Annotated in this window: 13 protein-coding genes and 1 pseudogene; 13 read left to right on the top strand and 1 reads right to left on the bottom strand. The window is 70.2% G+C overall.

The window, feature by feature from the left end; translation table 11 throughout:
* Positions 1-73: 73 nt before the first annotated feature.
* From ACWC0C_RS22070 to ACWC0C_RS22110, 9 genes are all read left to right on the top strand, one after another.
* Positions 74-1,897 carry an ABC transporter ATP-binding protein gene (locus tag ACWC0C_RS22070; protein WP_450865321.1) on the top strand — a complete coding sequence of 608 codons (1,824 nt, stop codon included), beginning with the start codon at positions 74-76 and terminating at the stop codon, positions 1,895-1,897.
* Complete coding sequence (locus ACWC0C_RS22075; protein ID WP_450865322.1) at positions 1,894-3,768, top strand: ABC transporter ATP-binding protein; 1,875 nt, start codon at positions 1,894-1,896, stop codon at positions 3,766-3,768. The genes ACWC0C_RS22070 and ACWC0C_RS22075 overlap by 4 nt, the downstream gene beginning before the upstream one ends.
* Before the next feature lie 259 nt (positions 3,769-4,027).
* On the top strand, positions 4,028-4,552 hold the full coding sequence (locus tag ACWC0C_RS22080; RefSeq protein WP_449199215.1) for a hypothetical protein: 525 nt from the start codon (positions 4,028-4,030) through the stop codon (positions 4,550-4,552).
* Between the two features lie 112 nt (positions 4,553-4,664).
* The gene (locus ACWC0C_RS22085) at positions 4,665-6,371 is read left to right on the top strand and encodes an ABC transporter ATP-binding protein (RefSeq protein WP_450865323.1); all 1,707 of its coding nucleotides are present in this window, start codon (positions 4,665-4,667) and stop codon (positions 6,369-6,371) included.
* Positions 6,372-6,424: 53 nt separating this feature from the next.
* Positions 6,425-8,215, top strand: coding sequence for an ABC transporter ATP-binding protein (locus ACWC0C_RS22090; RefSeq protein ID WP_450865339.1), 1,791 nt, complete (start codon positions 6,425-6,427; stop codon positions 8,213-8,215).
* A 31-nt stretch (positions 8,216-8,246) separates the two neighbouring features.
* Positions 8,247-9,113, top strand: a complete 867-nt coding sequence (locus ACWC0C_RS22095; protein WP_450865324.1) for a hypothetical protein — start codon at positions 8,247-8,249, stop codon at positions 9,111-9,113.
* Between the two features lie 284 nt (positions 9,114-9,397).
* The gene (locus ACWC0C_RS22100; protein ID WP_450865325.1) at positions 9,398-11,431 is read left to right on the top strand and encodes a M4 family metallopeptidase; all 2,034 of its coding nucleotides are present in this window, start codon (positions 9,398-9,400) and stop codon (positions 11,429-11,431) included.
* A gap of 237 nt (positions 11,432-11,668) precedes the next feature.
* Positions 11,669-13,318, top strand: a complete 1,650-nt coding sequence (locus ACWC0C_RS22105; RefSeq protein ID WP_450865326.1) for a M4 family metallopeptidase — start codon at positions 11,669-11,671, stop codon at positions 13,316-13,318.
* A gap of 71 nt (positions 13,319-13,389) precedes the next feature.
* The gene (locus ACWC0C_RS22110) at positions 13,390-13,911 is read left to right on the top strand and encodes a DUF1990 domain-containing protein (RefSeq protein WP_450865327.1); all 522 of its coding nucleotides are present in this window, start codon (positions 13,390-13,392) and stop codon (positions 13,909-13,911) included.
* A 6-nt stretch (positions 13,912-13,917) separates the two neighbouring features.
* Here the strand turns inward: ACWC0C_RS22110 and ACWC0C_RS22115 are convergent, their stop codons facing one another.
* The gene (locus ACWC0C_RS22115) at positions 13,918-14,214 is read right to left on the bottom strand and encodes a hypothetical protein (protein WP_450865328.1); all 297 of its coding nucleotides are present in this window, start codon (positions 14,212-14,214) and stop codon (positions 13,918-13,920) included.
* Positions 14,215-14,337: 123 nt separating this feature from the next.
* Here ACWC0C_RS22115 and ACWC0C_RS22120 point away from each other — a divergent pair, with 123 nt between their 5' ends.
* The 4 genes and pseudogenes from ACWC0C_RS22120 to ACWC0C_RS22135 all read left to right on the top strand — a co-directional run bounded on the left by ACWC0C_RS22120 (position 14,338) and on the right by ACWC0C_RS22135 (position 20,507).
* Entirely contained in the window at positions 14,338-14,895 is a 558-nt protein-coding gene (locus tag ACWC0C_RS22120; RefSeq protein WP_450865329.1) for a hypothetical protein, read from the top strand.
* Positions 14,892-15,236: pseudogene (locus ACWC0C_RS22125) on the top strand (hypothetical protein); the annotation flags it as partial. The gene ACWC0C_RS22120 and the pseudogene ACWC0C_RS22125, both read left to right, overlap by 4 nt.
* Positions 15,237-15,327: 91 nt before the next feature.
* Entirely contained in the window at positions 15,328-20,103 is a 4,776-nt protein-coding gene (locus tag ACWC0C_RS22130; RefSeq protein ID WP_450865330.1) for a putative T7SS-secreted protein, read from the top strand.
* The gene (locus tag ACWC0C_RS22135) at positions 20,103-20,507 is read left to right on the top strand and encodes a DUF7919 family protein (protein WP_450865331.1); all 405 of its coding nucleotides are present in this window, start codon (positions 20,103-20,105) and stop codon (positions 20,505-20,507) included. The genes ACWC0C_RS22130 and ACWC0C_RS22135 overlap by 1 nt, the downstream gene beginning before the upstream one ends.
* Positions 20,508-20,554: the final 47 nt, after the last annotated feature.

Genomic DNA, 20,554 nt, shown 5'->3' on the forward strand with positions numbered 1-20,554 from the left:
GCGACCGACGGCCGAGCGGGGTCCGGCCGAAACTCGGTGGGCGATGTCAGTCCCGATCCGTACGCTCGCGGTGATGCCCACGACACGTGCAACCACCGAGGACCGTTCGGCCGTTCGCACCCTGTTGCGGCTGTGGCCGTACATCCGCCCCGTGCGGGCGCGGCTGTTCACGGCCGCGTTCGTCGCGATCGTCGCCTCCTGTACCGGACTGGTGATCCCGCTCGTCCTGAAGTGGATCGTGGACGGACCGGTCGCCGACCGGGACCCGGCGGGCGTCTGGCTCGGCGCGCTGTATCTGCTCCTCCTCGGGATCGCGGAGGCGGTCCTGTTCGGCATCCGGCGCTGGCTGGTGGCCCGTCCGCTGTCGCACGTCGAGGCGGCGATGCGGGCGGCCCTGTACCGGCATCTGCAGCGGCTGCCCGTCGCCTTCCACGACCGCTGGGCCTTGGGCCAGTTGCTCTCGCGGGGCACGACCGATCTGATGCTGCTGCGCATGTTCCTCGCCTTCCCGCTGACGTTCCTGCTGGTCAACGGGGTCACGATCCTGGTCGGCGTGGTCATCATGCTGCTGCAGGACTGGGTGCTGGGGCTGGTCATCCTCGGTCCCGCGATCCCCGTGATGTGGACGTGCGCGGTCTTCGAGCGGCGGTACGCGCAGGTGGCGCGGCGCGCCCAGGACCAGGTCGGTGACCTGACGACGGTGGTCGAGGAGAGCGTGCTCGGCATCCGCATCATCAAGGGCTTCGGCCGGCACCGCAGCCAGGCGCGGGCCTTTCGCGAGCTGACGCTCACCCTGCGCGGCACGGAGCTGCGCAAGGCACGGCTGCTCGCGACGATCTGGGGTGTCATCGTGACCCTGCCCGAGCTGGCCATCGGGGCGGCGCTGGTGCTGGGCGCGGTGCGCGTGGCCGACGGCGGCCTGTCGGCCGGCACGCTGGTCGCCTTCCTGAGTACGGCACTCGCTCTGCGGTGGCCGGTGGACTCCATCGGCTTCATGCTGGCGATGAGCCAGGAGGCGGCTACGGCGACGGAGCGGTACTTCGAGGTGATGGACGAGGCCCCGGAGGATGCGTGGGCCGGGGGTGGGGACGCTCGCCCGCGCTCGCGGGGTGCCGCCGCAGCGGCGCGACCGCCCGCAGCCGCGTCGGGGCTTCGTTTCGAGAACGTCCAATTCCGCTACCCCGACGCACCCCCCGGCTCCCCGCCCCTCCTCCACCACATCGACCTGCATATCCGCCCCGGCGAGTCCGTGGCCCTGGTCGGAGCGACCGGCAGCGGTAAGACGACCCTCACCGCCCTCGTCCCGCGCCTGCACGAGGTCACCTCGGGCCGCATCACCCTCGACGGCGTCGACATCGCCGAGATGCCCCGCGACGAGCTGCGCGCCAAGGTGGCCGTCGCCTTCGAGGAACCCACCCTCTTCTCCGCGAGCGTCGGTGAGAACGTCCTCATGGGAGCGGCGGACGACGCCGGCCCGGCGGACCTCGACCGCGCGCTGGCCGTCGCGCAGGCCGACTTCGCGCACGCCCTCCCCCAGGGCACCGACACCCGCGTGGGCGAGCAGGGCCTCAGCCTCTCCGGCGGCCAGCGGCAGCGCCTCGCGCTGGCCCGCGCCGTGGTCGGCGGACCGGAGTTCCTGGTGCTGGACGACCCGCTGTCCGCCCTGGACGTGCACACGGAGGCCGCGGTCGAGGCCGCCCTGCGGCAGGTCCTCGCCGACACCACCGCACTGATCGTGGCCCACCGCCCCTCCACGGTGCTGCTCGCCGACCGGGTCGCGCTGCTCTCGGGCGGCCGGATCGCCGCCGTGGGCACGCACCAGGAACTGCTGCGCACCAACGCCGAGTACGCGCATCTGATGTCCGGGGACCCCGGGGACACGGAGGACTCCCGTTGACCACCACGACCGCCGCCACTCCCACCGCCGAGGACGACGAGCTCCCCGGCTCCCGCGCTTCGGGCGAGGACGCCGGCTCGGGCGACGTCTTCGACCGGGACGTACTGCCCGCCCCGCCCGGCGCCACGGCCGCCCTGCTGCGCTCCCTGCTCGCGCCCCTGAGGACCAGGGCCCTGGTGACCGCGCTCCTGCTGCTGCTCCAGCAGGCGGCGGTGCAGATGGGACCGCTGCTGGTGGCGTACGCCATCGACAACGCCGTACCGGCGTTCCGGGACCACCGGTACGGTCCGCTGGTCGCGGTGGCCGTCGGTTATCTGCTGTGCGCGCTGCTCTCCGGCGCGCTGCAGTTCGCGTTCATCGAGACCTCCGCCCGGGTCAGCCAGGACGTGCTGCTGGACCTGCGCGGCCGGATCTTCCGGCACGCACAGGCGCTGAGCATCGACTTCCACGAGCGCTACACCTCGGGGAGGCTGATCTCCCGCTCCACGACGGACGTCGAGTCGCTGCGCGAGCTGCTCGACGAAGGCCTGCAGGAGCTGGTGACCGTCGTGCTGTCCTTCGTCTACATCTCGGCGATGCTGCTGTGGCTGGACCTCGGCCTGGGCACGGTCGCGGTGGCCTCCTTCGTGCCGCTGTACCTGCTCGTCCGGCTCTACCAGCGGCGGGCGGCACGGGTGTACCGGGTGCGGTCCACGGCGATCGCGGCGGTGATCGTGAAGTTCGTGGAGACGATGAACGGCATCCGTCCGGTGCGCGCCTTCCGCCGGGAGGCGGCGAACGACACCGAGTTCGCCGTGCTGAACGCGCGCCACGCACGCACGAACGGCGACGCCCTGCTGGAGATGGCCCGCTATGTGGTCGGCTCCCGGCTGGTGGCCAACACGGCCGTGGCGGGGATCGTGCTGTGGGGTGCCTACCGGGTGGCGTCCGGCTCGCTGGAGCTGGGCGTGCTGGCGGCGGCGGTGCTGTATCTGCGCCGGCTGTACGACCCGATCGACCGGCTGGGCATGTTCCTGAACTCCTACCAGTCGGCCGCCGCCTCCCTGGAGAAGATCGCCGGGCTGCTGGCGCAGACCCCGTCCGTGCCGGAGCCGGTGGAGCCGCGCGAACTCCCGCCGTCGAAGGGTAACTTCCCGGGCCGGGAGGTCGTCTTCGACGGGGTCCGGTTCGGCTATCGCACCGGCGGCGAGGTGCTGCCCCGCTTCGATCTGGCCCTCCCGGCCGGGCAGACGGTCGCCGTGGTCGGCTCCACGGGCGCGGGCAAGTCCACGCTCGCCAAGCTCCTCGCCCGCTTCTACGACCCCTCCGACGGCCGTGTCCTGCTGGACGGGGTGGACCTGCGCGAGCTGTCGGTGCCGGAACTGCGGCGCGGTGTGGTCATGGTGACCCAGGAGGCGTTTCTGTTCTCCGGCACGGTCGCGGACAACATCGCGATCGGGCGGCCCGACGCCACCCGTGCCGAGATCGAGCAGGCGGCGAAGGCGATCGGCGCGCACGAGTTCATCAGCGCCCTGCCCGACGGCTACGACACCGACGTCCGCAAGCGCGGCGGGCGCATCTCGGCCGGTCAGCGCCAACTGGTGGCGTTCGCCCGCGCGTTGCTCGCGGACCCGGCCGTACTCATCCTCGACGAGGCGACCAGTTCCCTGGACATCCCGGGCGAGCGGGCCGTGCAGCGCGCGATGTCGACGGTGCTGCGGGGCCGTACGGCCGTGGTGATCGCGCACCGGCTGTCGACCGTGGAGATCGCGGACCGGGTCCTGGTCATGGAGCGCGGCCGGATCGTCGAGGACGGCCGCCCGGACGAACTGATCGGCGGCACGGGCCGGTTCGCGGATCTGCACCGGGCGTGGCGGGACAGTCTGGCGTAGTTCAACCGGCGTTCACGCGCGCTATGGTGGGTGGTTGACAGGCGATCACGCCGACGTCGGCGCACGCCCAGGCCGCTCTGCCGGGCCCAACGTCAAGGCCGCGTCAAGGCCTCGCCGCGCACTGTTCTCGCTTGAATAAACGTTCAATCAAAGGAACTCTTGTTCGGGCAAAGGGGTCTACTCGCATAGATGATCCCGGTGCTGTCATGCTCACGACCGCCCGGAACTTCTGCCGGGCACCGCACCGGGAGACCCCCACATGTCCCGAATACCGCGCCCCCTGGTGACCACCCTCTCCACGCTGGCCCTCGCCGCCGCGGGCCTCACCGTCACCACCGGCTCCGCCCACGCCGCAAGTTGCAGCCAGGGCTACCTCCCCCTGCCCGACCCGGCCTGCACGCCCGGGGCCCTCAACCCCGACGTCACCCAGGACACCATCGACTCGACCATCTGTGTCTCCGGCTGGACCGCGACCGTACGGCCGCCCAGCTCCTACACCACCGCGCTGAAGAAGAAGCAGATCGCCGAGTACGGCTACTCCGACACCAGCCTCTCGGACTACGAGGAGGACCACTTCGTCCCGCTCGAACTCGGGGGCTCCCCGCGGAGCGAGGAGAACCTCTGGCCCGAGCCGCACTACGGCGACGAGACCTCCTCGAACAAGGACACCGTCGAGAACAAGCTGAAGAAGGCCGTGTGCGCCGGTGACGTCAGCCTCTCCGACGCCCAGGACGCCATCATGACCGACTGGACGACCGCCCTGTCCAGCCTCGGCCTGAGCTGAGCCTTCACTCCCCACAAGGGGCCCCTTCGGGGCCCCTTATTCGATGGAGCGGCCGCCCCCACCCTGGATACCGTCGAGGTTTTCGGGCGACGCCGAGCCGATCGGGGGATGGATGATCGACGCGTACGAGGATCCGGGCAGGCCTGACACGCGCGGGGGCTGGCACTATCTGTGGTGGCTGGTGCTGCGGCAGCCGGGCCGGTCGGCGGCCGGGGCGGCGCTGGGCAGTGTGTGGATGGTGCTGCTGGCCGCACAGCCGTATCTGATGGCGCGGGCCGTGGACGACGGCCTGGTGCCGGGGCGGCTGGGCGTGCTGGCCGGCTGGACCGTTGCGATGTTCGTGATCGGATCGGTGAACGCCTGGCTGAGCATCATGCGGCACCGCACGATGACCCGGGTGCGGATGGACGCCAACTTCCGCACGGTGAAGGTGGTCGTGGGGCATGTGGTGCGGCTCGGGGCCGCGCTGCCGCGCCGGGCGGGGGCCGGTGAGGTGGTGACGATCGGGGTCGGCGACGTGCAGACCATCGCACAGGCGATGACCGTGATCGGTCCGGGCGTCGGCTCGGCCGTGGTCTACGTGCTGGTGGCCGGGCTGCTGCTGGGGGTCTCGGTGCCGCTGGCCGCCGTCGTACTGCTCGGGCTGCCGGTGATCGCGCTGGTCACCGGGCCGCTGACGCTGCGGCTGCAGGGCGCGGAGAGCGTGTACCGGGAACGGCAGGGCGTGCTCGCCGCGCGCATCGGCGATCTCGCGGGCGGGTTGCGCGTCCTCAACGGGCTGGGCGGGAAGAGTCTGTTCGCGGACGCCTTCCGGAAGGACTCGCAGCGGCTGCGGGCGCAGGGCTACCGGCTGGGCGCGGTGGCCAGCTGGGTGCAGGCGCTCGGCATCGGCCTGCCCACGCTGTTCCTGGCCGTGGTGACCTGGCTCGCGGCCCGGCTCGCGGCCCAAGGGTCCCTGACCATCGGCGAGTTGGTGTCGGTGTACGGCTATGTGGCGGTGCTGATCGGGCCGGTGGCCTTCCTGGTGCAGATGACCTACGACCTGAACCGGGGTGTGGTGGCCGCCCGCCGGGTCGTACGGCTGCTGCGGCTGGAACCGGAACCGGACGAGGGCACGCTGCCCGCGCCCGAGGGACCGGCCGAGCTGCACGATCCGGCGTCCGGAGTGCGGGTGGTGCCGGGCCGGCTGACCGCGCTGGCCGCCGCCCGGCCCGCCGAGGCCGCCGCCGTGGTCGACCGGCTCGGCCGCTTCGGGCCGACCGGCGCCACCTGGGGCGGGGTACGCCTGGACGCGGTCCCGCTGGCGGACGTGCGCGGACGGATCCTGGTCGCCGACAACGAGGCCGACCTGTTCGCCGGGCCGCTGCGCGAGGTCGTGGCCGCCGGGCATCCGGCCGGGGAGGCGGAGCTGGGCCGGGCGGTGTACGCGGCCGCCGCCGAGGATGTCGTACGCGCGCTGCCGGAGGGACTGGACTCGGCGGTGGCCGGGCAGGGCCGCAGCCTGTCGGGCGGGCAGCGGCAACGGGTCCGTCTGGCCCGGGCGTTGCTCGCCGACCCGGAGGTGCTGCTCGCGGTGGAGCCGACCTCGGCACTGGACGCGCACACGGAGGCGACGGTCGCGCGGCGGCTGCGCGAGGCACGGGAGGGCCGTACGACGGTGGTGACGTCGACCTCGCCGCTGGTGCTGGACCGCGCGGACACGGTCGTGTTCCTGGTCGACGGGAAGGTCGCGGCGAGCGGCCCGCACCGGCGGCTGCTGGCGGCGGAACCGGGCTATCGGGCACTGGTGGCCCGGGACACGGAAGGGGTCGTACAGTGACGACGGCTGAAGGACTGCTGCCGGTCGCCGACCGGGCTCGGGTGCGGCGGGCCATGCTCCGGCTGGTGCGGGCCGACGGGCGGGCATTCGCCGCCGCGCTGCTGCTGAACGCGCTGGCGGCGGGGGCGGGGCTGGTCGGTCCGTGGCTGGTCGGCCGGATCGTCGATGCGGTGCGGGCCGGGCAGGGCGTCGGCCCGGTGGACCGGCTCGCGCCGTGGATCCTGGCGTGCGCGCTGGCACAACTGCTGCTGGCCCGCTGGGCGCGGTACGTGGGGTACCGGTTCGGGGAGCGGACGCTGGCCCGGGTGCGCGAGGAGTACGTGGAGCGGGCGCTGGCGCTGCCCGCGTCCGTGGTCGAGCGGGCCGGCACCGGCGACCTCACCGCACGCGGCACCGCGGACGTGGCGATCGTCGGCACCACGCTGCGGGACGTCGGCCCGGAGCTGCTGGTGTGCACGGTGCAGGCACTGTTCGTGCTGGGCGCGGTGTTCGCGCTCGACCCGCTGCTCGGGGCGTTCGGGCTGCTCGGGCTGACCCCGATCTGGCTGGCCCTGCGCTGGTACCTGCGGCGGGCCCGGGACGGCTACCTCGCCGAGGGCGCGGCCACGTCCGAGGTCGCGGAGATCGTCGCCGCCACGGCGGCCGGGGCCCGGACCGTCGAGGCGTTCGGACTGCGGGAGCGGCGGATCGCGGCGAGCCGGGACGCGCTGGAGAAGTCCCGCCGCACCCGCTTCTACACGCTGTTCCTGCGGACGGTCTTCTTCCCGGCGGTCGAGGTGACCTACACCGTGCCCGTGGTCGGCGTACTCCTCCTCGGCGGCTGGCTGCACCAGCGGGGCACGGTCGGGGTCGGCGCGGTGGTGGCCGCGGCCCTGTACCTACGGCAGTTCACCGAGCCACTGGACCAGATCCTGATGCGCGTGGAACAACTGCAGAGCAGCAGCGCCTCATTCGCCCGCGTGGAGGGACTGGCACCGACACGGCGGGGGGACAGCGGGGGGCCGGAGTCCGCGAGGGCGGCGCAGTCGCCGCGCGGGGAAGCTGCGAGGCCGGCGCCGGCTCCCCGGGCCGAGGCTCCGGCCGGCTCGCTCGTCCCGGTCGACGACCGGATCGACGTGTGCGGGGTCCGGTACGCCTATGAGCGGGGCGGTGAGGTGCTGCGCGGGGTGGATCTGACGGTGCGGCCCGGGGAACGGCTCGCCGTGGTGGGACCTTCCGGCGCCGGTAAGACGACACTCAGCAGACTCCTCGCGGGCATCGACCGCCCCGGCACCGGCACGGTGACGGTGGGCGGGGTGCCGGTGGCCGAGCTGGAGCCCGAGCTGCTGCGCCGCCAGGTGGTCCTGGTGACGCAGGAGCACCATGTGTTCCTCGGCACGGTCCGCGACAACCTCCTGATCGCCGAACCGGAGGCCACGGACGCCGACCTGTGGGCGGCGCTCGCGGCGGTCGGCGCCGACGACTGGGTCCGGGGCCTGCCGGACGGCCTCGGCACCCGGCTCGGCGAGGGCGGCCGGTCCACCGACGGCTCCCAGGCCCAGCAACTCGCCCTGGCCCGCGTGGTACTGGCCGATCCGCACACCCTGATCCTCGACGAGGCCACCGCCCTGCTGGACCCCACCACGGCCCGGCACACCGAACGCGCCCTGGCCGCCGTCCTGGAGGGCCGTACGGTCATCGCCATCGCCCACCGCCTCCACACCGCGCACGACGCCGACCGCGTGGCGGTCATGGAGAACGGCCTGCTGACCGAACTGGGCACCCACGAGGAGCTGGTGACGGCCGACGGCGCCTACGCCGCCCTGTGGCGGACCTGGCACGGGGATACGGGCGGGCAGCCGTGAGCCACAACTTCCGCCCGAGAGGCGGCACTTCATGATCTACGACGTCCTCCTCTCACGTCCGCTGCCCCCGGACACCCTCGCCGACACGCTCGCGCGGTGCCTGGGCGTCCGGCCGGCGGACGTGGATGTCGCCGACGAGGACACCGACCAGGAGCTGCGCGACTGGGACGCGCTGGTGCTGTGCGGCACGGCGGCGGTCAGCGGGGACGTGACCTCGGTGCTGGACATCTACGTCCGGGAATCCGTCCAACCGCAGCTGCCGGAGGCCGACTTCGCCGCCGCCCTCGCCCGGTCGGCCGGAGTCCTGGTGCTCTACCCGGCCGAGTCGTTCCCGCCCAGCGCCTACTGGCTCGCGGCACCGGACGGAGTCGTCACACGCGCCCGCCTGTACGGCCCCGACGACGACGTCCCGCACTACAGGATCGACGCCGTCGAGGCCCCGGTCGACGAGCTGCCGGACACACGCGTCGCCCGCATCCCCGAGGTCGTACGCGAACTGGAGATCGCCACGCCGCTCACGGACGAATTCCGCGCGCGGGCAGGGCAGTTCGCGCCCGAGCAGGCCGACGTCACGGGCACTCCCCTCTGGCACACACGCACTAGCCTCGGCGCCTGGGAGAAGCTCGTCCGGCAGCTGGCGGACGACTGGGCCCCCTCCGGCTGGTACCCCGCCGATCTGTACCGCGAGCGCCTGGAGTGCCGCGACGAGATCGAGGAGCTCGGCCCCTGGCTGCCCGGGACGCTCCAGGCACGGTTGCGCGCGGCGCTGGCGGAGCTGGACGCGCTGTTCGCCGCGCACACCGTCGAGGACACCGGCGCCCAGCGCCCGGAACCGGACAACGGCACCCGCACGCACGGCTGGTGGTGGGCACGCCGCCCCGACCCCCTGCCTTGGTGAGCCCCTGCCCTGACACCCCTCCCCTGATGACAGATCCGCATATCGAACATGAACATCCGGTCAACGGACCATTTCCAGCCAACTTTGTGACGCGGTCCTGACAGGTGCGCTGATCCCCTGTCACTCTTCCCAAGCCGACTCACAGCAACCCCACATCACATCTGCTCCGCGTGAGCCGGCCTGCACGTGGTTCCGCGTACCGCCCTGTTCTGCCCGGGCGTCCCAAACCCACCGTCCGGTCTCCCCTGGCCGCGCGACCCGCGGTCACGCAGAAGGAGTCAGTGTTGAGCAGCAGTTCCTCTCGCAGACGCACCCCCCACACCACGCGTCGTACCGCCACCGTCGCCCTCGCCGGCGTCGCCGCCCTGATCGCCGCCGCCGTCCAGTCGGGCGCGGCCAGCGCCGCACCGGCGAAGCCCCAGCCCGGCGAGATCAACAAGGCTCATCTGGCCGTGCGGCTCACGCCCTCGCAGCGCGTCGAGCTGATCCGCCACGCCGATGCCGGCAAGGCCGCCACCGCCCGTTCCCTGGGCCTCGGCGCCAAAGAGCAGCTGATCGTCAAGGACGTCGTCAAGGACGCCGACGGCACCCTGCACACCCGCTACGAGCGCACCTACGCCGGCCTTCCGGTGCTCGGCGGTGACCTGGTCGTGGACAGCCTGTCCGGCAAGACCATGGAGGTCATCAAGGCCACCGGCGCCACGCTGAAGGTCACCGGTCTCACCCCGGCCGTGTCGAAGGCCGCGGCCGAGCAGCAGGCCGTACAGCGGGCCAAGGCCCGCGGCGGGAGCAAGTCGGCCGCGGACAGCATCCGCAAGGTCATCTGGGCCGCGAGCGGAAAGCCCGTCCTGGCCTACGAGACGATCGTCGGCGGCCTGCAGGACGACGGCACCCCGAACCAGCTGCACGTCATCACCGACGCCACCACCGGCAAGAAGCTCCACGAGTACCAGGGCATCGAGACCGGCGTCGGCAACACCCAGTACAGCGGGCAGGTGAACCTGACGACGACGCACTCGGGCTCGTCGTACACGCTGACCGACGGGGCGCGCGGCGGCCACAAGACGTACAACCTGAACCACGGCTCCTCGGGCACCGGCACCCTGTTCTCGCAGACCAACGACACCTGGGGCAACGGCACCACGTCCAACGCGGCGACCGCGGGCGCGGACGCCCACTACGGCGCCCAGGAGACCTGGGACTTCTACAAGAACACCTTCGGCCGCAGCGGCATCAAGAACGACGGGGTCGGCGCCTACTCCCGCGTCCACTACGGCAACTCGTACGTGAACGCGTTCTGGGACGACGGCTGCTTCTGCATGACCTACGGCGACGGCTCCGGCAACAACGATCCGCTGACCTCGCTCGACGTCGCGGGGCACGAGATGAGCCACGGCGTCACCTCGAACACCGCGGGCCTGGAGTACAGCGACGAGTCCGGCGGCCTGAACGAGGCGACCAGCGACATCATGGGCACCGGCGTGGAGTTCTACGCCAACAACAGCAAGGACGTCGGTGACTACCTCATCGGCGAGAAGATCAACATCAACGGTGACGGCACGCCGTTGCGCTACATGGACAAGCCCAGCAAGGACGGCGGCTCCGCCGACTCCTGGTACTCGGGCGTCGGCAACCTCGACGTGCACTACTCGTCCGGCGTCGCCAACCACTTCTTCTACCTCCTGTCGGAGGGCAGCGGCGCCAAGGTGATCAACGGCGTCAGCTACGACTCGCCGACGGCGGACGGGCTTCCGGTCACCGGCATCGGCCGGGACAAGGCGCTGCAGATCTGGTACAAGGCGCTGACCACCAAGTTCACCTCCACCACCGACTACGCGGGCGCCCGCACCGGCACCCTCGCGGCGGCCGGTGAGCTGTACGGCACCTCCAGCACCGAGTACAAGGCGGTGCAGGACGCCTGGGCGGCCGTGGCGGTCGGTGCGCGCTCCGGCGGCGGCGACGGCGGCGGTACGACGTACGAGAGCAACGTCCAGGTGGCCATCCCGGACAACGGGCCGGCCGTCACCTCGGACATCACGGTCTCCGGCAGGAGCGGAAACGCGCCGGGCAACCTTCAGGTGAGCGTCGACATCACGCACACCTGGCGGGGCGACCTGGTGATCGACCTCGTCGGCCCGTCGGGCACCGCCTACCGCCTGAAGAACTTCAGTTCCTCGGACTCGGCGGACAACGTGAAGCAGACCTACACGGTCAACGCCTCCGCCGAACCGGCCAACGGCACCTGGAAGTTGCGGGTACAGGATCAGGCCACCTACGACACCGGAACGATCAACGGCTGGAAGCTGACGTTCCCGTAAATCGTCTGCAAAAAGCCCGAGAAATGGGCGCCGTCCGAGGGTCCTGCACCCTCGGACGGCGCTGGTTAACACGCCTGCAACGTTTCTCGGACAGTCGATTTCCAGCCAACATCACTTCAGGGCCCTGACATGTACGCGCCCCTGATGTCACTCTTCCCTCACCCGCCGCACAGCTTCACCCCACCGTTCCGGCCAGTAACCCCACGCTGCCCGGACTCCCCACATGAAGGAGCTTGCGTGACCCCCCGCTACACGCGTCACAAGCGCGCCACTCTGGCTATCGCCACCGCCGTCGCGGCCGGAGCCCTCATCTCCACCGGTCTGGCCGCCACCGCGACCGCCGCGGGCACGACCGGCACGACCCCCGGCGCCGCGCCGACCACGCTGTCCGCCGCCGCCCGCACCTCCCTGATACAGAAGGCGCAGGCCGACGCCGGCGCGACCGCGCAGCGGCTGGGCCTCGGCGCCAAGGAGAAGCTGGTCGTCAAGGACGTCGTCAAGGACGCCGACGGCACCGTCCACACCCGCTACGAGCGCACCTACGCGGGCCTTCCGGTGCTCGGCGGCGACCTCGTCGTCCACACCGCCAAGTCCGGCAAGACCGAGGGCGTCACCAAGGCGAACAAGGCGACCATCAAGGTGGCCTCGCTCAAGCCGCAGATCACCGCCGCCAAGGCCGAGAAGCAGGCGGTGTCCGCCGCCAAGACCCTCGGCTCCGCCAAGTCCACCGCGGACGGCGCCCGCAAGGTGATCTGGGCCGGTTCCGGCACGCCCGTCCTCGCCTACGAGACGATCGTCGGCGGCCTGCAGGACGACGGCACCCCGAACCAGCTGCACGTCATCACCGACGCCGCCACCGGCAAGAAGCTCTTCGCGTACCAGGGCATCGAGAACGCGACCGGCACCGGCAAGACGCTGTACTCGGGCACCGTCAGCCTCACCACCACCCAGTCGGGCTCGTCGTACAACCTGACCGACGCCTCCCGGGGCGGTCACAAGACCTACAACCTGGCCCGCAAGACGTCCGGCAAGGGCACCCTGGTCGCCAACTCGACCAATACCTTCGGCACCGGCACCGCCTCCACCTCCTCCAGCGACCAGACGGCCGCCGCCGACGCCGCCTACGGCGCGCAGGAGACCTGGGACTTCTACAAGAGCACCTTCGGCCGCAGCGGCATCAAGAACGACGGTGTCGGCGCCTACTCCCGCGTCCACTACGGCAGGAACTACGTCAACGCCTTCTGGGACGACAGCTGCTTCTGCATGACCTACGGCGACGGTGAGGGCAACGCCGACCCGCTGACCTCGCTGGACGTGGCCGGCCACGAGATGAGCCACGGCGTCACCGCGAACACGGCGGGCCTGGACTACTCCGGTGAGTCCGGCGGCCTGAACGAGGCGACCTCGGATATCTTCGGCACGGGCGTGGAGTTCTACGCCAACAACGCCAAGGACCCCGGTGACTACCTCATCGGCGAGAAGATCAACATCAACGGCGACGGCACCCCGCTGCGCTACATGGACAAGCCCAGCAAGGACGGCGGCAGCGCCGACTACTGGTCCTCGTCGGTCGGCAACCTGGACGTCCACTACTCGTCCGGCGTCGCCAACCACTTCTTCTACCTCCTCTCGGAGGGCAGCGGTTCGAAGACGATCAACGGGGTGACGTACGACTCCCCCACCTCCAACGGCTCCACGGTCACCGGCATCGGCCGGGACAAGGCGCTGCAGATCTGGTACAAGGCGCTGACGACGTACTTCACGTCGACCACGGACTACAAGGCGGCCCGCACGGGCACGCTGAGCGCGGCGGCGGACCTGTACGGCTCCGGCAGCACCGAGTACAAGGCGGTGGCCGCGGCCTGGTCGGGTGTCAACGTCAACTGACGTACGCGCGGTCGAGGACGGGCGGTACCCGGGAGGAAAGTGTTCCGGGTGCCGCCCTACCCTTGTGACCCATGTCCTCGGCGCCCTTCACCTACGAGCCGGTCGGCGCGACCCGCGACGACCTGACGTACTGCCCGCCCGGCTTCCACCCCCTGCTCGTCCGCACCCGCCTCGGCGAGGGCCAGAAACTCTTCCACCGCGCCGCCGAAGCGGTCCTCACCTGGGAAATGCACCGCGCCCTGGGCGTGGGCATCGACGCGGGCGCGGACAGAGCCGCGGAGGGCGTCGACGTCACGGTCACCCTGGCGGGAGTCATCAAGGCCCCCTGCCGCATCATCTGGACGGCAGAGGAACCCCGCAGGGCGGGCTGGGCCTACGGCACCCTGGAGGGCCACCCCGAGTGCGGCGAGGAGGCCTTCCTCATCGACCGCACGGGCGACGGCACGGTATGGCTGACGGTGGCGGCCTTCAGCAAGGGCGCCAAGTGGTACGCAAAGGCCGGCGGCCCGGCAACACGCGGCCTGCAACACGCCTACGCCCGCCGCTGCGGAACGGTACTGCGCAAGCTGTGCGAGGGCCTGTCCGAGGTATGACCGCCCTCAGTCCTCCAGCCGTACCAGAGTGCCCCGCGGCCCCTGGGCCACGATCTCCCGGAGGGCCGCCGTCATGGCGGGCACACCGGGCTTCGGGAACGACGACGAGATCCGGGCAGGCGAAAAGACACCGGTCGCCGTCCAGCGCCTGAGCACCGCGCCGATCGCGTCCGGCGTCATCAGCGTGGCAGACCACCGGCTGCCGTCGGGCAACCGCACCCAGGCATCGGCGTCGTCGACGACCGCCGCCTCCTCAGCGGCACCGAGCAGGAAGTAAGCACTGAAGCCGGCCTTCCGCACCACGTGGTAGATCCTCTCCGGCCTCGGTGAGTTCCTGCCCGTCATCCATCGGAATTCAGCCGACCTGCGCGCCGGCGCCCCGTTCCGCGTTGCGACGCGCGATGTGCCGATGTGATGATCCGGCACATGACGGAGCGCGGGGGCGACGCCGAATCAGCGGCACGAATACGCAGGTCACGGCTGTACGACTATGTGGACCTGGCCCGCACCGACCAGCGGGGCACGACCGTACCGGAGGCATCCGAGACCACCGGTTTGCCGGAGCGTGCGGCCGATGTCGCTGACGCCACGGACGTCGTCGAGCGCAGGCGGCGTGAGTTCGCGGTGCTGCTGGGCGAGTTCCGTCGTACGGCTGTGCTTGTCCCTCTCGATGCCGAGAAGGGCGGACTGCTGACGGCCGACTTCGGAGGCGTCCGCTGGATCTACGCCTTCTCCCACGAGCATGCCCTGGCCCGTTTCGCGCTCGCGCGTGGTGAGGGCGCCCGGGAGTGGGCGTACCAGCGATGGCTCGGCGCACGTCTGCTGGATGCGGCGGTGCCGGCCGTGGGGGTGCCGTGCGGGGTGGCCCTGGATGTGGGCAGCGAGGGCGAGGGCGCGCTGTTTCCGCCGGTGCGCGGGATCGTGCCGGATGAGGCGGCGGTCGGCACCGAGGCGGAGGCGACGGGGACGGGGGATGTGAAGTGACGGGCGGCGGCAAGGACTTGAAGACGGACGGGCTGGCGTTGATTGCCAAGGGCCTGACCGACGCGCTGGCCGAGCTGAAGGAACTCGGCATGGTCGGCTCGGCCGGGGCCGGGCGGGGGTTCAACGACATCGCGCTCTCGGGACTGGAGCTGGGTCACGAGGGGCTGACCGGCGAGTTCAAGTCGTTCTGCGAGCGCTGGGAATGGGGCGTGCGGTCGCTGATCAACGAGGGCAACGGGTTCGCGGAGAAGACGGGCCTGGCGGCGGGCACGTACTACGAGACCGACCAGTACGTCGCGGGCACGGTCAAGGTCGTAGAGAACGCGGCCGTCGGCAATCCGTAAGCACCCTCGCACCGCCGGGCCTGAACCCGGGCGAGCTGATCAGCGAGTTCGGCGGCTCGGACACCGAGCAGCAGGGCGGTAAGGGCTGATGGAACTCGGCGACGTCACCAACTCGGTCCTGGGCGGCGCGGAGCACCTCTGGGACGAGGGCAAGGAGAAGCTCGGCGAAGGTGTCGACTGGGCGACGGACAAAGTCGGCGAGAAACTCGACCAATACGGCCTGCACAAGTGGGCCGACGTGGTCGAGGACTGGGGTGACGGAGTTGCCTCCGACCTCGGCGCCACCCCGGGCGAGAAACAACTCGGCCAGACGGACGAGGCGAACGAACTCGTCCACGGCAACCCGCACACCATCCGTGAGAGCGCCAAACACCTCAGGGACTTCCACGGCGCCTTCGACAAGGTCAGCCAAGGCCTGAAGAAGGTCGACTCCTCCGGCTGGCAGGGAGAGGGCGGCGACGCCTTCCGCAAGAAGTTCGGTGTGCACCCCACGAAGTGGGCGCAGGCGGCCGAGGCATGCGCAGCGGCAGCAGGTGCACTGGAGGCGTACGCCGGCACCGTGAAGTGGGCGCAGGGTCAGGCGAAGGAGGCCATAGCGCTCTACGACAAGGGCGTGAAGGCGTCCAAGGCCGCGGTCGACACGTACAACAAGAAGGTCGGAACCTACAACGCCAAGGTCAAGGCGAGCGAGGACCCGGGCCCGAAGCCCGGCCCGTTCCACGACCCCGGCAAGGCCGACATCCAGTCCGCCGCCCACAAGCTCACCGCGGCGCGCAAGCAGCGCAACACCGCCGCCTCCGAGGCCCAGGGCAAGGTGAAGGCGGCCCTGGCGCACGCTCCCGCCGAGCCCCCACCCCTGGCCCGCCTCAAGAACGACTTCGTGGACGGCGCCGAGTCCACCGGCATCGAACTCACCCATTTCGCGGGCGGCTTGGCCAAGGGCGCGGCGGGCATGGTCAATTTCGTCCGCGGCCTGGACCCCTTTGACCCTTACAACATCACTCACCCAGCCGCCTACCTGCAGAACGTCAGCATGACGCTCTCCGGCCTGGCCTCCACCGCCTCCCACCCCGACCGCGCCCTGAAAGACATGTGGGACCAGGCCCGCAAGGACCCGTCCGAGTTCGGCGGCCGCATGTTCTCCCAGATGCTCATGGGCGACGGCGCCGGGATGGAGGTCGGCCTGGCACGGGAAGGAGCGGAGGCGGGCCTGACCCGGCAGGCGGCCGAGGCAGCGGCCCGGAAGGAGGCACGGGCGGGGGCGGAGGACGCGGGCAAGGCAACGGCCCGGGACAAAGTCAACGAAGACCCGCACCAACCCTCACGCGAGCCGGACTCGGTGGAGAGCGGCGGCACCGACCCCATCGACCTCGCCACCGGCAAGATGTACCTGCCGCAGACGGATGTCGCTCTCCCCGGCGTGCTCCCGCTGGTACTCGGGCGTCGGGTGGAGTCGGGTTACCACCTGGGCCGCTGGTTCGGCCCGTCCTGGACCTCAACCCTGGACCAGCGCCTGGAGATCGACGCCGAGGGAGTCGTCTGCGTCACGGAAGACGGCCTGCTCCTGTCGTACCCGCATCCGGCACCGGGCGTACCGACCCTTCCGAGCCACGGCCCGCGCCTCCTCCTGGACCGGGTCGACGGCGGCTACACGATCACCGACCCGCGCACCCGCCGCACCTGGCACTTCGCGGATCGCGGCCCCGACCTAGCAGTCCTGGAACAGATAGACGACCGCAACGGCAACTGGATCACCTTCGAGTACGACACCGAAGGCACCCCACTCGCCGTCCACACGAGCGCCGGCCAGGGCGTGCGCATCACCACGGACTCGGGTCGCGTCACGGCGTACCACCTAACAGCCACGGGCGAGGAGCTGAAACGCTTCGCCTACACGGACGGCAACCTCACGGAGGTCGTCAACTCCTCCGGTCTTCCCCTCCACTTCACGTACGACGACCGGGGCCGCGTCACATCCTGGACGGACACGAACGACCGCAGCTACACGTACGAGTACGACGACCAGGACCGCTGTACAGCCGAGGGCGGCGCGGAGGGCCACATGGCCCTGCGCCTGACGTACGAGGACCCGGACCCGACCACCGGCCTGCGCACCACAACGGCGACGACCGGGGAGGGCCACACCCGCCGCTACCTGGTCAACAAAACCTGGCAGGTAGTGGCGGAGACCGATCCCCTGGGCGCCACCACCCGCTACGTCCGCGACCGCTACAACCGCCTGCTCTCCGCGACGGACCCACTGGGCCGCACGACAACGTTCCGCTACGACGACGAGGGCAACCTCACTTCGGTGACCCGCCCGGACGGGCGCGAGTCGAAGGCGGAGTACAACGTCCTGGGCCTGCCGGCGAAGGTGGTGAACCCGGACGGCACGGTGATCCGCCAGACGTACGACGACCGGGGCAACCGCACGTCGGTGACTGACCCTGCTGGCCAGACGACCCGGTTCGCGTACAACGAGGCCGGCCACCTGAGGTCGGTGACGGATCCGCTGGGCAACACGACGCGGGTGGTCTGCGACCGCGCCGGTCTCCCGGTGGAGGTGACGGACCCGCTTGGGGCGGTGACCCGTTACGAACGAAACGCAGTCGGCCGCCCAACCGCCATCACCGACCCGACCGGCGCCACAACCCGGTTGGAATGGTCGATCGAAGGCCACCTGACCCGCCGCACTGCTCCCGACGGCACAACGGAGACGTGGACGTACGACGGCGAGGGCAACTGCACCAACCACACCGACCCACTCGGCGGCGTCTCCCTCTTCGAATACACCCACTTCGACCTGCTGACGGCTCGCACGGGCCCCGACGGCGTGCGCTACGAGTTCACCCACGACACAGAACTGCGCCTGACGAAGGTCACGAATCCACAGGGCCTGACCTGGGAGTACACCTACGACCCGGCCGGCCGCCTGCTGTCGGAGACGGACTTCGACGACCGCACGCTGACGTACGCGTACGACCCGGCTGGTCGCCTCCTCAGCCGCCGGAACGTGCTGGGCGAGGTCGTCTCCTTCGAACGCAATGAACTGGGCCAGGTACTCCGCAAAGACGCAGCAGGTCAGCTGACGACCTACGCGTACGACTTCACGGACCAGTTGGCCCAGGCCACGGGCCCCGACGGCACGACCCTGACACTGCTGCGCGACCGCTACGGCCGCCTGCACTCGGAGACGGTCAACGGCCGCACGGTGACGTACACGTACGACGCCCTGGGCCGCCGCACGGGCCGCACCACACCAACTGGCGCCGTCACCACCTGGGCCTACGACGCCGCCGGCCGCCGTACCGGCATGGTCGCGTCAGGCCGAGCGATCGATTTCACCTACGACGAGGCAGGCCGAGAACTGACCCGCCAGATCGACGGAGCGGTCACGCTGGAGCACACCTTCGACGCGATGGGCCGCCTGGCCATCCAGTCGGTGACGGGTGCGGAGGGCCGCACGGTCCAGCACCGGGCGTACACCTACCGGGCCGACGGAAACGTCATCGGCATCGACGACCACTTGTCCGGCTCCCGCAGCTTCGACCTGGACGTGACGGGCAGGGTGACAGCGGTTCACGCGGCCGACTGGACGGAGCGCTACACCTACGACGAGGCAGGCAACCAGACCCAGGCAACCTGGCCGCCGACCCACCCAGGTGCGGAGGCAACGGGCCCCCGCATCTACGCAGGCACCCGCATCACCCGAGCCGGCAACGTCCGCTACGAGCACGACGCCTTGGGCCGCATCACCCTCCGCCAGAAGACCCGCCTGTCGAGAAAGCCGGACACTTGGCGCTACGAGTGGGACGCCGAGGACCGCCTGACATCAGTGGTCACTCCGGACGGCACCCGCTGGCGCTACACCTACGACCCCCTGGGCCGCCGGACGGCGAAACTCCGCATGGCGGACGACGGCGAAACGGTCGTGGAGCGGGTGGAGTTCACTTGGGACGGCACGACTCTCTGCGAACAGACCACAACCGCTGAAGGCCTCCCCAACCCGGTCACCCTCACCTGGGACCACCAGGGTTTACGCCCCCTGTCACAAGCAGAGCGCATCACCGCGGCTGACGCTGCTCAGGAAGAAATCGACTCCCGCTTCTTCGCCATAGTCACCGACCTGGTCGGCACCCCGAGCGAACTCATAGACGAACAGGGCGAAATCGCCTGGCGCACCCGAAGCACCCTATGGGGAACGACAGCATGGGCGACGAACAGCACCGCATACACACCCCTACGCTTCCCGGGCCAGTACTACGACCCCGAAACCAGCCTCCACTACAACTACTTCCGCCACTACGATCCCGAGACCGCCCGCTATCTCACCCCGGACCCCCTAGGGCTCGCGCCTGCACCCAACCCCGCCGCATATGTGAGGAACCCACATTTGCGGGTCGACTACCTTGGGTTGGCTCCGTGTCCCCGTGAAACAGGGCCGAGTGATCGCGCTCGCGGCCGTTCCGACGAAGCATCAGAACCTGGCCTCGGTGAAGTAATCCCGGGCGGACGGGCAGACGGTGAACTGGTCTTCTCGGGACACGGGGGCTGGGATCCGGCCAACGGCTTCTTTACCGTTCCAGAAGGAAGCTCCATAACCTTCTACAGTCCCCACGGAACAGGTCTCGCCAACCGGGCGGCCCTGGACGTCGAGCAGGGCATCAACTGGAACCCGGTCGAAACCTTCGAAAGTGGCGCCGTCATACCGAACTACACCCTCGGTCCAGCTCCAGAACTACCTAGGATGAGCGAGTCCATCGACGTGGTAGGAGACATGAATTTGAGCGACCTCCTGTATCCTCACATGGGGCCTACACATTGGGCAGCATGCCGCAACGGACCTTCAATTTGGGATCACTGATGACATACTATAGAGATCTCTCGCCGTACGAGTACTGGAAGACAGTCTGGCCGCCGAATCCGCCCGAGCACGCAGATAGACGCCTGAATGTCGGATGGCTCGGCCGAGACGGCGAGTTCCCCACAGGGGATTGCCCGGAGAGTTTTGTTGACCTCCTCATCGACAGAGCCAGCACCCCGGCAAACCTCACACGGGGTGTACATCATTGCGAATTCTGCAACCGGAAATCACCCCTACAAGTAACGAATCCAACATCAGGCAGGACCGCCCGCCTCGGAAACGGAGAAATCATCGTCGAGGCAGCCACCGGAGAAACTTACATGGCTCCAACATTGATCATTCATTACGTAATCGATCACGGGTATCTGCCCCCGATAGAGTTCATAGAAGCAGTGATGAACTGAAGCGATCAGCGTTGTCAAGGCCGCAAGGCATACCCATATGAACTCGG

It is taken from the genome of Streptomyces sp. NPDC001709, from assembly GCF_053596375.1.

Excerpts from the sequence above, each read along its gene's own strand:
- ACWC0C_RS22070 (WP_450865321.1), top strand. The coding sequence starts at position 74 with ATGCCCACGACACGTGCAACCACCGAGGACCGTTCGGCCGTTCGCACC.
- ACWC0C_RS22080 (WP_449199215.1), top strand. The coding sequence starts at position 4,028 with ATGTCCCGAATACCGCGCCCCCTGGTGACCACCCTCTCCACGCTGGCC.
- ACWC0C_RS22085 (WP_450865323.1), top strand. The coding sequence starts at position 4,665 with ATGATCGACGCGTACGAGGATCCGGGCAGGCCTGACACGCGCGGGGGC.
- ACWC0C_RS22090 (WP_450865339.1), top strand. The coding sequence starts at position 6,425 with ATGCTCCGGCTGGTGCGGGCCGACGGGCGGGCATTCGCCGCCGCGCTG.
- ACWC0C_RS22095 (WP_450865324.1), top strand. The coding sequence starts at position 8,247 with ATGATCTACGACGTCCTCCTCTCACGTCCGCTGCCCCCGGACACCCTC.
- ACWC0C_RS22110 (WP_450865327.1), top strand. The coding sequence starts at position 13,390 with ATGTCCTCGGCGCCCTTCACCTACGAGCCGGTCGGCGCGACCCGCGAC.
- ACWC0C_RS22120 (WP_450865329.1), top strand. The coding sequence starts at position 14,338 with ATGACGGAGCGCGGGGGCGACGCCGAATCAGCGGCACGAATACGCAGG.
- ACWC0C_RS22130 (WP_450865330.1), top strand. The coding sequence starts at position 15,328 with ATGGAACTCGGCGACGTCACCAACTCGGTCCTGGGCGGCGCGGAGCAC.
- ACWC0C_RS22135 (WP_450865331.1), top strand. The coding sequence starts at position 20,103 with ATGACATACTATAGAGATCTCTCGCCGTACGAGTACTGGAAGACAGTC.